Origin of the sequence: Micromonospora coxensis, from assembly GCF_900090295.1 — a bacterium.
GTDB classification, from domain to species: domain Bacteria; phylum Actinomycetota; class Actinomycetes; order Mycobacteriales; family Micromonosporaceae; genus Micromonospora; species Micromonospora coxensis.
This window is the reverse complement of sequence record NZ_LT607753.1, coordinates 1567023-1580733: the sequence shown is the minus strand read 5'-3', so window position 1 is coordinate 1580733 and position 13711 is coordinate 1567023. Positions and strand designations below refer to the sequence as shown.

General features: G+C 71.1%; 12 protein-coding genes. 8 read left to right on the top strand and 4 right to left on the bottom strand.

What is annotated here, in order from left to right; genetic code table 11:
• Position 1: 1 nt before the first annotated feature.
• The 6 genes from GA0070614_RS06940 (at position 2) to polA (ending at position 7832) form a co-directional block, all read left to right on the top strand.
• Positions 2-1150 carry a branched-chain amino acid ABC transporter substrate-binding protein gene (locus tag GA0070614_RS06940; RefSeq protein ID WP_088975172.1) on the top strand — a complete coding sequence of 383 codons (1149 nt, stop codon included), beginning with the start codon at positions 2-4 and terminating at the stop codon, positions 1148-1150.
• A gap of 64 nt (positions 1151-1214) precedes the next feature.
• Positions 1215-2198, top strand: a complete 984-nt coding sequence (locus GA0070614_RS06935; RefSeq protein WP_088975171.1) for a branched-chain amino acid ABC transporter permease — start codon at positions 1215-1217, stop codon at positions 2196-2198.
• Complete coding sequence (locus tag GA0070614_RS06930) at positions 2195-3352, top strand: branched-chain amino acid ABC transporter permease (RefSeq protein WP_088975170.1); 1158 nt, start codon at positions 2195-2197, stop codon at positions 3350-3352. Before GA0070614_RS06935 ends, GA0070614_RS06930 begins: the two co-directional genes overlap by 4 nt.
• Positions 3345-4286 (top strand): ABC transporter ATP-binding protein, encoded by a 942-nt coding sequence (locus tag GA0070614_RS06925; protein ID WP_088975169.1) that lies wholly within the window; start codon positions 3345-3347, stop codon positions 4284-4286. The genes GA0070614_RS06930 and GA0070614_RS06925 overlap by 8 nt, the downstream gene beginning before the upstream one ends.
• Entirely contained in the window at positions 4273-4986 is a 714-nt protein-coding gene (locus GA0070614_RS06920) for an ABC transporter ATP-binding protein (protein WP_088975168.1), read from the top strand. The genes GA0070614_RS06925 and GA0070614_RS06920 overlap by 14 nt, the downstream gene beginning before the upstream one ends.
• A 146-nt stretch (positions 4987-5132) precedes the next feature.
• Positions 5133-7832, top strand: coding sequence for a DNA polymerase I (polA, locus tag GA0070614_RS06915; RefSeq protein WP_088975167.1), 2700 nt, complete (start codon positions 5133-5135; stop codon positions 7830-7832).
• Between the two features lie 153 nt (positions 7833-7985).
• Here polA and GA0070614_RS06910 read toward each other — a convergent pair whose 3' ends face one another.
• The 4 genes from GA0070614_RS06910 to GA0070614_RS06895 all read right to left on the bottom strand — a co-directional run bounded on the left by GA0070614_RS06910 (position 7986) and on the right by GA0070614_RS06895 (position 10398).
• The gene (locus GA0070614_RS06910; RefSeq protein ID WP_231933567.1) at positions 7986-8795 is read right to left on the bottom strand and encodes a CPBP family intramembrane glutamic endopeptidase; all 810 of its coding nucleotides are present in this window, start codon (positions 8793-8795) and stop codon (positions 7986-7988) included.
• A gap of 96 nt (positions 8796-8891) precedes the next feature.
• Positions 8892-9239, bottom strand: coding sequence for a DUF3140 domain-containing protein (locus tag GA0070614_RS06905; RefSeq protein ID WP_088975166.1), 348 nt, complete (start codon positions 9237-9239; stop codon positions 8892-8894).
• Positions 9226-9444, bottom strand: a complete 219-nt coding sequence (locus GA0070614_RS06900; RefSeq protein WP_088975165.1) for a hypervirulence associated TUDOR domain-containing protein — start codon at positions 9442-9444, stop codon at positions 9226-9228. Before GA0070614_RS06900 ends, GA0070614_RS06905 begins: the two co-directional genes overlap by 14 nt.
• A gap of 144 nt (positions 9445-9588) precedes the next feature.
• On the bottom strand, positions 9589-10398 hold the full coding sequence (locus GA0070614_RS06895) for a class I SAM-dependent methyltransferase (RefSeq protein ID WP_408630738.1): 810 nt from the start codon (positions 10396-10398) through the stop codon (positions 9589-9591).
• A 366-nt stretch (positions 10399-10764) separates the two neighbouring features.
• Here GA0070614_RS06895 and rpsA point away from each other — a divergent pair, with 366 nt between their 5' ends.
• Both rpsA and coaE read left to right on the top strand, forming a co-directional pair.
• Positions 10765-12255 carry a 30S ribosomal protein S1 gene (gene rpsA, locus GA0070614_RS06890; protein WP_088975164.1) on the top strand — a complete coding sequence of 497 codons (1491 nt, stop codon included), beginning with the start codon at positions 10765-10767 and terminating at the stop codon, positions 12253-12255.
• Between the two features lie 268 nt (positions 12256-12523).
• The gene (gene coaE, locus GA0070614_RS06885; RefSeq protein ID WP_088975163.1) at positions 12524-13705 is read left to right on the top strand and encodes a dephospho-CoA kinase; all 1182 of its coding nucleotides are present in this window, start codon (positions 12524-12526) and stop codon (positions 13703-13705) included.
• Positions 13706-13711 lie beyond the last annotated feature (6 nt).

Below are 13711 nucleotides of genomic sequence, written 5' to 3'. Positions count from 1 at the left end.
CGTGAGGCGTAGCTATGTACGGGTGCTGGGAGCCGCCGCGATCGCCGCGGCGATGGTCGGTGCCGCGGGTTGCCAGGACTCGGGCGGTGGCGACAGCACCGCGTCCGGCGACTGCGGTGGCAAGATCGCTATCTTCGGCGCGTTCACCGGTGACAACGCCGGTCTGGTCCTGCCGTCGCTGAACGGCGCGAAGCTCGCCGTCAAGCAGCACAACGAGAAGAACCCGGACTGCAAGGTCACCCTGCAGGAGTTCGACACCCAGGGTGACCCGGCGGTGGCGACCCCGTTCGCGAACCAGATCGCCGGGGACAACTCGTTCCTCGGTGTCATCGGCGGTCACTTCTCCGGTGAGTCCGACGCGACGATGCCGATCTACCAGGCCGCCGGCCTGGCGATGGTCAGCCCGTCGGCGACCCGGACCGACCTGACCCAGAAGGGCAACACGTCCTTCTTCCGGGTGGTCGGCAACGACGGCACCCAGGCGGGCGCCGTGGCGACCTACCTCAAGGCGCAGAACGCCGCGAAGGTCTTCCTGATCGACGACGGCAGCGCCTACGGCGCGGGCATCACCGCCGAGCTGGGCAAGAACCTCGGCGCGACGCTGGCCGGCACCGACAAGATCCAGGAGAAGCAGTCGCAGTTCGACGCGACCATCTCCAAGATCAAGGCGGCGCAGGCGGACTTCGTCTTCTACGGCGGGTACACCCGTGAGGCCGCGCCGCTGGTGAAGCAGATGCGTGCCGCCGGCGTCCAGGCCAAGTTCGTCGGCCCGGACGGTCTGTACGACCCGGCGTTCCCGCAGGGCGCCTCGGGCGGCGCCGAGGGCGCCATCATCACCTGCCCCTGCCTCCCGGCCGACAAGGCCGGCGGCACCTTCTCCGCCGACTACCAGAAGGAGTACGGCCAGGCGCCGGGCTCCTACGGCGCGGAGGGCTTCGACGGCGCCCAGATCTACCTGGACGCGTTCAAGGACGGCAAGAAGACCCGGGCCGACATCCTGGCGTACGTGAAGTCCTACGACAAGCAGGGTGTGTCGAAGTACATCAAGTTCGACGACAAGGGTGACGTCGACCCGTCGAAGGTCGTCATCTGGGCCTACCAGATCAAGGGCACGGAGATCGCTGCTCTGCAGGAGCTCAAGCTCAGCTGACGACACGGCGCTGGAGTGCGGCCGGGGTGTCGTCCCCGGCCGCACTCGATGCAAGGAGACCCCGGTGAATTTCGACGAACTCTTCGGCCACCTCGGCCAGCACACCGTCGACGGGCTGTCCAAGGGGGCGATCTACGCCCTGATCGCTCTGGGCTACACCCTCGTCTACGGCGTGCTGCGTCTGATCAACTTCGCCCACTCCGAGGTCTTCATGGTCGGCACCTTCGCGGTGCTGGGCGTGTGGACCGCGCTCGGGGTGGAAAATAACCCGCCGATCGGCCAGGCCATCCTCTTCCTGGTCATCGGTCTGGTCGTCGCGGCGGCTGCCTCGGGCGGCACGGCCCTGGCGATCGAGCGGATCGCCTACCGCCCGCTGCGGCGCAAGAACGCCCCGCCGCTGATCTTCCTGATCACCGCGATCGGCCTCTCTCTGGTGCTGGTCGAGGTCTTCGGCCTGCTCCTGCCCGACGTGGCCGGCGGCGCGCTGCCGTCGATGTTCGGCCGGGCACGGCAGATCGTCGGCATGCCGACGATCCTGAAGCAGGAGACCCTGTTCGAGATCGGCGGCACGCAGATCACCAACATCCAGGTGATCGTCTTCGTCTCCGCCGTGGTCATGATGGCGCTGCTGGACTGGTTCATCAACCGCACCCGGTACGGCCGGGGCGTGCGCGCGGTGGCCCAGAACCCGGAGACGGCCGCCCTGATGGGTGTCAACCAGGAGCGCGTGATCATGCTGATCTTCGTGCTCGGCGGCATCATGGCGGGCGCGGCCGCGCTGCTGTGGAGCATGCGGTTCGGCTTCACCCAGAACAGCATCGGCTTCGTGCTGGGCCTCAAGGCGTTCACGGCGGCCGTGCTCGGCGGTATCGGCAACCTGCGTGGCGCGCTGGTGGGTGGCCTGTTCCTCGGCATCGTCGAGGTCTACGGCGCCACGCTCTTCGCGTCCAACTGGGAGGACGTCATCGCCTTCGTGGTGCTGGTCGTGGTGCTGATGTTCCGTCCGACCGGCCTGTTGGGTGAGTCGCTGGGAAGGGCACGCGCATGATCGACAAGATCCGTAACGCGGACCAACGGCGGGTCGGCCTGCTGAACTCCGTCGGCGACCGGTTCCGGGCGTTGCCGAAGTGGCAGCGGATCGCCGCGTTCCTCGCGTTCGTGGCGTTCCTCTACTACCTGCCGCTGCTCGGCATCCCGGGCCTCACCTGGCTGCGCACCGACTCGATCGCCGGTGGCAACAACTGGGCCGGCGTGCTCTTCGTCTGCGCCATCTACGTGCTGGTGGCCATCGGCCTGAACGTGGTGGTCGGCCTGGCCGGCCTGCTCGACCTCGGCTACATCGGCTTCTTCGCCATCGGGGCGTACAGTGTCGCGCTCTTCGGCTCGGTCAACTCGCCGGTGGTGAAGTGGATCCAGCGGGAGTTCGACCTGCCGTCGACCTGGGCGGTGACCTGGGCGATCTGCCTGTTCATCGCGATCGTGCTGACGCTGATCTCCGGGGTGCTGCTGGGCTGGCCGACGCTGCGGCTGCGCGGTGACTACCTGGCCATCGTGACCCTCGGCTTCGGCGAGATCATCCGCATCGTCGCCCGCAACTCCAACTCGCTCACCAACGGCCCGCAGGGCATCTCCGCCATCCCGGGCCCGGAGGGCCCGCCGTCGGCGGACAACCAGGTCTTCGGCCTGATCGACGCCAAGCCGTGGTACTGGCTGGCCATCACGGTGGTGCTGCTGATGGTCTTCGCGGTACGCCGGCTGGAGCACAGCCGGGTCGGCCGGGCCTGGCTGGCGGTCCGCGAGGACGAGGACGCCGCCGCGGTGATGGGGGTCTACCCGTTCAAGTTCAAGCTCTGGGCGTTCGCCATCGGCGCGGCCCTGGGCGGCCTGTCCGGGTTCCTGTTCGCCAGCCGCAACGCGTTCATCGACCCGACCCAGTTCAACGTCAACCTGTCCATCCTCTTCGTGGCGATGGTCGTGGTCGGCGGCTCGGGGAACATGGTCGGCGTCTCGCTCGGCGCGGTGCTGCTGGCCTACCTGCCCGAGCGGTTCCGGGAGATCGCCGACTACCGGTGGCTGGCCTTCGGCCTGGCCATGGTGCTGGTGATGATCCTGCGTCCGCAGGGCCTGATCCCCAGCCGGCGACGCACCCGCGAGTTGAAGGACCGTGCGGCGGAGGCAGAGGAGGCGCCCGCTCATGTCTGACCAGACCACCGGCACCGTGGCGCCGAAGATCCCGACCCAGCCGGGGCCCCGCCCCGTGCTGCTCGAGGTCGACGACGTGACTCTCCGCTTCGGCGGTGTGGTCGCCCTCGACAAGATCAATTTCCAGATCTACGAGGGTGAGATCCTGGGCTTGATCGGGCCGAACGGCGCGGGCAAGACCACCAGCTTCAACGTGATGACCGGGGTGTACCGGCCGACCTCCGGGGCGGTCCGGTTCCGCGGCGAGCGGGTCACCGGCCGCAAGCCGCACCAGATCAGCCGGATGGGCATCTCCCGGACCTTCCAGAACATCCGCCTGTTCCCGGAGATGACGGCGTTGGAGAACGTCATCGTCGGGACCGACTCCCGGCACAGGACCAGCGTGCCGGGGGCGCTGTTCCGGGTGCCCCGGCTCAAGCCCAAGCCGCACGAGCTGCCCCAGGTCACCGCCACTTCCGAACCCTTCCGGACGTGGCAGCAGATCCGGCGGTCGTTCGCCAAGACCTTCGGCCTGTCCCGGCACGTCCTGGAGGAGCGGGCGGCCGAGGCGAAGGCGATGGAGCTGCTGCGCTTCGTCGGCATCGCCGACCGGGCGAACGACGCGGCGCGCAACCTGCCGTACGGCTACCAGCGCCGCCTGGAGATCGCCCGGGCCCTCGCGACCGAGCCGAAGCTGATCTGCCTGGACGAGCCGGCCGCCGGCTTCAACCCGGCGGAGAAGGAGGAGCTGCTCGGGCTGATCCGCAGGATCCGCGACATGGGGCTGACCGTGCTGCTCATCGAGCACGACATGCGCCTGGTCATGGGCGTGACCGACCGGATCGTGGTGCTGGAGTTCGGCCGGAAGATCGCCGAAGGGGCACCGGCCGACGTCAGCCGGGACCCGAAGGTGATCGCCGCGTACCTGGGGGAGTCCGCTGATGACGCTGCTTGAGTTGGACAACGTCACGGTGTCGTACGGCCGCATCGAGGCCCTGCACGGCATCAGCCTGACCGTCAACGAGGGCGAGGTGGTGGCCCTGATCGGCGCGAACGGCGCCGGCAAGACCACCACCATGCGGGCGATCTCCGGGATCCGGTCGCTCGCCGGTGGCCGGATCACCTTCAACGGCGAGGACATCAGCAAGCTCCGCGCCGACCTGCGGGTGGTCCGGGGTCTGTGCCAGTCGCCCGAGGGCCGGCAGATCTTCCCCGGCATGACGGTGCTGGAGAACCTCGACATGGGGGCGTACACCCGGCGGGACTCCGCCGGCATCGCCGCCGACCTGGAGAAGGTGCTGGAGCTGTTCCCGCGGCTGCGCGAGCGGCGCAAGCAGCCCGGCGGCACGCTCTCCGGCGGTGAGCAGCAGATGCTGGCCGTCGGCCGGGCGCTGATGAGCCGGCCGAAGCTGCTGCTTCTGGACGAGCCGTCGATGGGCCTGGCCCCGATGGTGATCCGGCAGATCTTCGACATCATCACGGAGATCAACCAGCAGGGCACCACGATCCTGCTGGTGGAGCAGAACGCCCAGCAGGCGCTCTCCCGCGCCCACCGGGGCTACGTGCTGGAGACCGGTCGGATCGTCAAGGAGGGGTCCGGGCAGGACCTGCTGCACGACCCGGCGGTCAAGGAGGCGTACCTCGGCGTGGCCTGAGGTCGTCGTGCCGTCGCGGCCGTCCACCCCGGTGGGGTGGGCGGCCGCGCGGCGTTCCGGCCCGGCCGCGTCCGCCGTCGGTTTCCGTCCCGTGGCGCGGTGCCGCCGTCGTGGGGATGTCGGCGGTACGGACTAGAGTCGCTGCCGTGACAGCTACGACGCCGCGCCTGCTTCTCGTCGACGGACACTCCCTGGCATACCGGGCCTTCTTCGCCCTGCCGGTGGAGAACTTCTCCACCACGACGGGTCAGCCGACCAACGCGGTGTACGGCTTCACCTCGATGCTGATCAACGTGCTGCGCGACGAGCAGCCGACCCACATCATCGTGGCCTTCGACGTCTCCCGCCGCTCCTTCCGCACCGAGAAGTACGCGGAGTACAAGGCCGGCCGCAGCGAGACCCCGACCGACTTCAAGGGCCAGGTCAGCCTGGTCAAGGAGGTGCTGGCCGCGCTGCGGATCCCGGTGGTGGAGAAGGAGGGCTACGAGGCCGACGACGTCATCGCCACCCTCGCCTGCCAGGCCCGTGACCAGGGCATGAAGGTGCTGATCACCACCGGCGACCGGGACGCCTTCCAGCTCGTCGGCGACGACGTCACCGTGCTCTACCCGCGCAAGGGCGTCTCCGACCTGGCCCGGATGGATCCGGCCGCCGTCGAGGCGAAGTACGGCGTCGGCCCGCAGCGCTACCGCGACCTGGCCGCCCTGGTCGGGGAGACCAGCGACAATCTGCCCGGCATCCCCGGCGTGGGGCCGAAGACCGCCGCGAAGTGGATCAACACGTACGGCGGGGTCGACGGGGTCATCGCCCGGGCCGACGAGATCAAGGGCAAGGCGGGCGACAGCCTGCGCGAGCGGCTGGCCGACGTGATCCGCAACTACGAGATCAACTGCCTGGTCTCCGACCTGGACCTGCCGGTGCGCCCGGAGGACACCCGCTGGCAGGGCTGGGACCGCGAGGCCGTGCACCAGGTCTTCGACACTCTCCAGTTCCGCATCCTGCGCGACCGGCTCTACCAGTACCTGGAGGCGGTCGAGCCGGAGGCCGAGGCCGGCTTCGACCTGGACGGCGAGGTGCTCACCGCGCCCGGCGCGCTGGCCGGCTGGTTGGCGACACACGCCCCCACCGGCACCGCCGTCGGGCTGGCGGTCAAGCTCGACACCGGCCCCAACCGGCGGCACACCGCCTCGGTGACCGGCATGGCGCTGGCCACCTCCGGCGGGGCGGCGGCCTGGTTCGACCCGGCCCGGCTGGAGCCGGCCGACGAGTCGGCCCTCGCGGCCTGGCTGGCCGATGCGGCCCGGCCCAAGGTGCTGCACGACAGCAAGCCGGCGGTGCTCGCCTTCGCCGCGCACGGCTGGGCCCTCGACGGCATCGCCCGGGACACCCAGATCGCCGCCTACCTGGCCCGCCCCGACCAGCGCTCGTACGACCTGACCGACCTGGCGCTGCGCTACCTGCACCGGGAGTTGCGGGTCGACGCGCCGGAGACCGGGCAGCTCACCCTGGACGGGCTGGGCGACGACGGCGTGGCCGAGCAGAACCTGATGCTCCAGGCCCGGGCCACCCTCGACCTGGCCGACGCGATCGACGCCGAGCTGTCCCGCGACGGCGAGCAGTCCGCCCGGCTGATGGCCGGGGTGGAGCTGCCGCTGATGCGGGTGCTCGCCGACATGGAGCGGATCGGCATCGCCGCCGACACGCAGTACCTGTCGGAGCTGGAGGCGCACTTCGCCGCCGAGGTGAAGGCCGCGGCGCAGGGCGCGTACGAGGCGGTCGGGCGGGAGTTCAACCTCGGCTCGCCCAAGCAGCTGCAGGAGATCCTCTTCGGTGAGCTGGGCCTGCCCAAGACCAAGAAGATCAAGACGGGCTACACCACCGACGCCGACGCCCTGCAGTGGCTGTACGCGCAGAACCCGCACCCGGTGCTGGAGCACCTGCTGCGCCACCGGGACGTGGCCAAGCTGAAGTCCACGGTGGACGGGCTGCTGAAGTCGGTCTCGGACGACGCCCGCATCCACACCACCTTCAACCAGACCGTGGCGGCCACCGGCCGGCTCTCCTCGACCGAGCCGAACCTGCAGAACATCCCCATCCGCACCGAGGAAGGGCGGCGCATCCGGCGCGCCTTCGTGGTGGGGGAGGGGTACGAGTGCCTGCTCACCGCCGACTACAGCCAGATCGAGATGCGGATCATGGCGCACCTGTCGTCGGACGACGCGCTGATCGAGGCGTTCAACTCCGGCGCGGACTTCCACGCCGCGACCGCCTCGTCGGTCTTCGGGGTGCCGGTCGACGAGGTCACCGCCGACCAGCGACGCAAGATCAAGGCGATGAACTACGGCCTGGCGTACGGCCTGAGCGCGTTCGGCCTGTCCCAGCAGCTCGGCATCAGCGCCGAGGAGGCGCGCGGGCTGATGGAGAACTACTTCGCCGGCTTCGGCGGGGTGCGCGACTACCTGCACGAGGTGGTGGCCCGGGCCCGCCAGGACGGCTACACCTCCACCATCCTGGGCCGCCGCCGCTACCTGCCGGACCTGGTCAGCGACAACCGCCAGCGCCGGGAGATGGCCGAGCGGATGGCGCTCAACGCCCCGATCCAGGGTTCGGCGGCCGACATCATCAAGGTCGCCATGCTGCACGTCGACACCGCGCTGCGCGACGCCGGCCTGCGCTCGCGGATGCTGTTGCAGGTGCACGACGAGCTGGTCTTCGAGGTCGCACCCGGGGAGCGGGAGACGGTGGAGGCGCTGGTGCGGCGGGAGATGGGTGGGGCGTACCCGCTGTCGGTGCCGCTGGAGGTGTCGGTCGGCGAAGGCCGGGACTGGAACAGCGCCGACCACTGACGACGGCGCCGGGGCGGCCGGCCTGCTGGCCACGGCTGGTGTCCACGCCGCCCCGGATCGTTCGGCAGTGGGGCGGCCGTCTCCGCTCGACCGCGTGCCCGTCGAGCTGCCGGGCCGGCGGCGGTCGGAGCGGCGGCGGGACGGGTGACCGGGCTACAGGCCGAGCAGGATCGGCACCGCGTTGACCGCCCCGTGCACGACCAACAACGGCCACATCCTGCGGTACCGGGACCACAGGTAGCCGAGGAAGAGCCCGAGCACGCCCTGGTTGACCACCACGGCGGCGAGGTCGGTGCCGAGCCGGCCGGTGCCCTGGATGGTCACGTGCCAGACCGCCCAGACCAGGGACGCCAGCACGACGGCCGGCCACCGGCCCAGCAGGGACTCCCACCGGGTCTGCAGCCACCGCCGGTAGAAGACCTCCTCCAGCAGGGCGTTCACGGCGAACGCCACCAGGATCGTGGCGATCAGCTCCGCCGGCGTGACGGTCCGCCCCCAGTCGCTGGCCGGCACCGCCAGCGGGGTCGCGTAGCTGAGCACCAGCCACCCGGCCACCGGCAGCGCCGGACCCCACCGGTAGGCGGCGCCGGTCGGGTCCGGCCCGGGGCGCCAGCGCGGCGGGCGCCGACGGGCGGCCAGGAACACCACGGCCGGTACGCCGAGCAGCAGGGCGAGCTTGCCCACGGTGTACGCCGGTTCGCCGCCGAGCAGCGGCAGGACGGCGGCGAACGCGATCCCGGCCAGCAGCAGCGGTACCGCCTCGCGGTACGGCGCGACCGGGTCCGGCCACCGTGGGTCGGTACGCGGCGGGACCAGCCGGATCAGCGCGATCCCGACCAGGGCCGGGATCCACCTGGTCCACATCGGCACGGTGTCCCCGTGGTCGGCGCTGTACCGGATGCCGCCGTTCCCGGTGGCGGCCAGCCAGAGGGCGGCGGCGAGGACGGCACCCAGGCCCGCCACGAGGACGACCCGTCCGGCTCGCGGGTGACGGTGTGGCGCCGGAGTGTCTGTCGTCACCGCCGGCACGGTAACAACACGCGGCGAACGTCGAGCGGCTCAGTCCTTGAGCGGGTCGTGGCCCCAGTTCATCAGCGACCAGCGCCACCTGGTGTCCCGGACGTCGCCGGAGGGGCGCTGCGCCATGTGCCGGTGCACGTACCCGACGACCTTGCGCATGTGCTTGTAGTCGGCGGCGGTCAGCTCCGCCCGCTTGCGGCGCAACAGGTCGATGATCTTCCGGCCGGACTCGTGCCCGACGGACTCACCGCCCTTGGTGCCCTTCTTCCGCCAGCCGACGTGCTTCGACTCGTCGGTCTCCAACCACGTCCGCAGCTCGCCCGGCTTCATGTTCACCGCGTCGGTGAACTCCCGGTAGGTCTGCTCGGGATCCTCACTCCTGCTCATGACGCAGCGCCTCCGGTCGGTGGGCGACGTCCCGGCCCGAGTCGTCGTTGCGGATCCGGTACTGCGGGTCGTCCGGCGACGCGTTCACGGCGTGTCCGCGTACGTGCGTCCGCTCGGTGATCTTCTCCTTGACCACGCCGTACGCCCGGCCGCTGTGGCTGGCCCAGGAGACGTGGTCGCCCCTGCGGAACTCCTTCTCGGCCATGGTCGACGCGTACCCGGGTCCGGTGGGCCGAAACGGCGCTCCCGTCGCTACGGGGTGATCTCGGCGACCGGGAGCGTGATCTCGAACGGCTCACTCCACGCCGGGGCGTGAACCGCGGAGCCGGACCACCGGTGCGGTCGAGGGTCAGGCCGGCTTCTCGGTGACGAAGACGGCGGTGCCGGGGAAGAGTCGCCCGCGCAGCGGGCTCCACTGCCCCCAGGTCCCGTCGTGCCCCGCCGGCCACTCCGGCTCCACCAGGTCGAGCAGGCGGAAGCCCGCCCCGACCAGCTCGCGGATCCGGTCGCCGAGGGTGCGGTGCTGCTCGACGTAGGTGGCCACGCCGTGGGAGTCCTGCTCCACGTACGGGGAGCGGTCGAAGTACGAGTGGGTGGCGACGAGCCCGCCCTCGCCCGGGTCGTCCAGGAAGATCCAGCGCATCGGGTGGGTCACCGAGAAGACCCAGCGCCCGCCGGGGCGCAGCACCCGGTGCACCTCGGCCATCAGGGCGGCGGAGTCGTCGACGAAGGGAATCGCGCCGAACGCCGTGCAGGCGATGTCGAAGGCGGCGTCGGCGAAGGGCAGCGCCAGCGCGTCGGCCTGCACCAGCGGTACGCGTACCCCGGTGGTCGCGGCGGCGTGCGCGGCGTGGCGCAGCATCCCCGCGGAGAGGTCGAAGGCGACCGGTCGGGCCCCCTGCCGGGCCAGCCAGCGGGCGCAGGCTGCGGCGCCGCAGCCGACCTCCAGCACCCGCCGCCCGGCGACGTCGCCCAGCAGCCGGGCGTCGGCCTCGCGCAGCCCCTCCGGGCACCAGACGAAGTCCACGTCACCGAGGAACGCGCCGTGCTCGGCCTGGTAGTCGTCGGCGTCGGCGTCCCACCAGCCGCGGTTGGCCCGGCGCGCCTCCGCGTCGCCGACCCGCCGTCGGGTCACCCGGTCGTCATCCACCCGGTCCACGCTAGGCCCTGCCCCGCGCACCTCGGACGGCGGCCGCGCCGGCGGTGCGCTACCTTGTCCCTCCCGGGGCGGATGTGACGCACGAGACAGTCGTGACGCTTTTCCGCCGATATCTCCGCTTTCGCAGGTGGCGAGGTCGCGAGGAGACGGGAGGCCTTGCACGCTGTGGTAATGCAGCGGGTAGGCTAGACGATGCGCTCGCGGATCGTGTGCCTCGGCAGGGAGCAGGTGCGCGGTCACCGGAGCCACTAATGATCTTCACTTGGCGATCGTTCGGTGTGCCCGGCGGCGGATCCGTTGGCGCGAAATGGTCACTGCGACACCACGCCTGCTGTGACAACCCATCCGACCGGAGCAACCGCCCACATGACGAGCAGCATCGAGGCCCCCTCGAGCGCCACCCGGGTCACCCACGACGATCTCGGCTCTGAGGAGGCTTTCCTCGCCGCGATCGACGAGACCATCAAGTACTTCAACGACGGCGACATTGTCGAAGGCACCGTCGTCAAGGTCGATCGGGACGAGGTCCTGCTCGACATCGGCTACAAGACCGAGGGTGTCATCCCCTCTCGGGAGTTGTCGATCAAGCACGACGTGGACCCCGCCGAGGTCGTCTCGGTCGGTGACCACATCGAGGCCCTCGTCCTCCAGAAGGAGGACAAGGAGGGTCGTCTGATCCTCTCCAAGAAGCGGGCGCAGTACGAGCGGGCCTGGGGCACGATCGAGAAGATCAAGGACGAGGACGGCGTCGTCCGCGGTTCGGTCATCGAGGTGGTCAAGGGTGGCCTCATCCTCGACATCGGGCTGCGCGGCTTCCTGCCCGCCTCCCTGGTCGAGATGCGGCGGGTGCGCGACCTGCAGCCGTACGTCGGCCGCGAGCTCGAGGCCAAGATCATCGAGCTGGACAAGAACCGCAACAACGTGGTCCTGTCCCGCCGGGCCTGGCTGGAGCAGACGCAGTCCGAGGTGCGCACCGAGTTCCTCAACAAGCTGCAGAAGGGGCAGGTCCGCAAGGGCGTCGTCTCCTCGATCGTCAACTTCGGCGCGTTCGTCGACCTGGGCGGCGTGGACGGCCTCGTGCACGTCTCCGAGCTGTCCTGGAAGCACATCGACCACCCGTCCGAGGTCGTCGAGGTCGGCCAGGAGGTCGAGGTCGAGGTCCTGGACGTCGACCTGGACCGCGAGCGGGTCTCGCTGTCGCTGAAGGCGACCCAGGAGGACCCGTGGCGTCAGTTCGCCCGCACCCACGCGATCCAGCAGATCGTGCCGGGTAAGGTCACCAAGCTGGTGCCGTTCGGCGCCTTCGTCCGGGTGGACGACGGCATCGAGGGCCTGGTCCACATCTCCGAGCTGGCCGAGCGCCACGTGGAGATCCCGGAGCAGGTCGTGCAGGTCGGCTCCGAGGTCATGGTCAAGGTCATCGACATCGACCTGGAGCGCCGCCGCATCTCGCTGTCGCTCAAGCAGGCCAACGAGGGCTTCGTCGAGGGCGAGGAGCACTTCGACCCGACCCTCTACGGCATGGCCGCGACCTACGACGCCGAGGGCAACTACATCTACCCGGAGGGCTTCGACCCGGAGACGGGCGAGTGGCTCGAGGGGTACGAGAAGCAGCGCGAGACCTGGGAGCAGCAGTACGCCGAGGCGCGTCAGCGCTGGGAGGCCCACACCAAGCAGGTGCAGACCTCCCGTGCCGCCGACGCCGAGGCCGCTGCCAACCCGGCTCCGGCCGTGTCCGCCGGCACCACCACCTCGACCAGCACGGCCCCGAGCCGGCAGGCCGAGGAGCCGGCCGGCACCCTGGCCACCGACGAGGCGCTCGCCGCCCTGCGGGAGAAGCTCGCCGGCGGCAAGTGAGCCGGTGACGACTCCGGCCCGGCACGGCTGACGCCGCGCCGCGCCGGGAGCGGCCACTGACGACGACGGGCCCCGTCCCCGCGATCCGGTTCCACCGGACCGCGGGGACGGGGCCCTCGTCCTGTCCCGGACCGCCGCCTGATCCACTCCACGTGCGGCGTGTCGCGGTGTCCCACGACCCTGGACACCGCGACACGTCGCAAACCGCAGCGGCGAAGCCCGGCGGGCGTGGTTTGTGGTGGGCGCGGTGATCCGGTTGACTGGTCGGGTGTTGATGGTGGGTTTGACCGGTGGGATCGGGTCCGGCAAGAGCGCGGTGGCCGCCCGGCTCGCCGAGCGGGGCGCGGTGATCGTGGACTCCGACCGGATCGCCCGCGAGGTGGTCGCTCCGGGCACCGAGGGGCTGGCCGAGATCGTCGCCGCCTTCTCCGACCGGGTGCTCGACGCCCAGGGCGCGCTGGACCGGGCGGCGCTGGGCGCCCTGGTCTTCGGTGACGACACGGCCCGCCGCCGGCTGGAGGCGATCACCCATCCCCGGGTCCGGGCCCGCTCCGCCGAACTCGTCGCCGCCGCCCCGGCCGACGCGGTGGTCGTCAACGACGTGCCGCTGCTGGTGGAGGTGGGGCTCGCCCCGACGTTCCACCTGGTCGTGGTCGTGCAGACGGAGGTCGCCACCCGGGTACGGCGACTGGCCCGGCACCGGGGCATGTCCCGGACCGAGGCGGAGCGGCGGATCGCCGCGCAGGCCGACGACGCCCGCCGGCAGGCGGTGGCCGACGTGGTGCTGCACAACGACGGCACCCTGGACGAGTTGCACGCCGCGGTCGACGCCCTCTGGCAGGACCGCCTGCTGCCCTACGAGCACAACGTGCGGCACGGGTGCGCGGTGCGCCCCGAGCAGGTGGTGCTCACCGGACCGGACCCCACCTGGCCCCAGCAGTACGCCCGGCTCGCCGCCCGGATCCGGCACGCCGCCGCCCCGGCGGACCCGCGCGTCGACCACATCGGCTCGACCGCCGTACCCGGGCTCGCCGCCAAGGACGTGATCGACATCCAGCTCACCGTCGACTCGATCGAGGAGGCGGACGGGCCGCTCGCCGAGCGCCTGGCCCGGGCCGGGTTCCCCCGGCTGCCCGGCGAGTGGTGGGACAACCCCCGTCCGGCCGGCGAGGGGCGGTGGGAGAAGCGGCTGCACGGCAGCGCCGACCCAGCCCGTCCGGCGTACCTGCACCTGCGGGTGGCCGGCTCGCCCGGCTGGCGGTACGCCCTGCTGATGCGCGACCACCTGCGCGCCGATCCCGACCAGCGGGCCGCCTACCTGATGGTGAAGCGGGAGCTGGCGGCGGCCGCCCCGGACAACGGCGCGTACGCGACCGCGAAGGACCCCTGGTTCGACGAGGAGCACCTGCGGGCCGAGGAGTGGGCCGCCCGGACCGGCTGGCGCCCCTGACCGGGC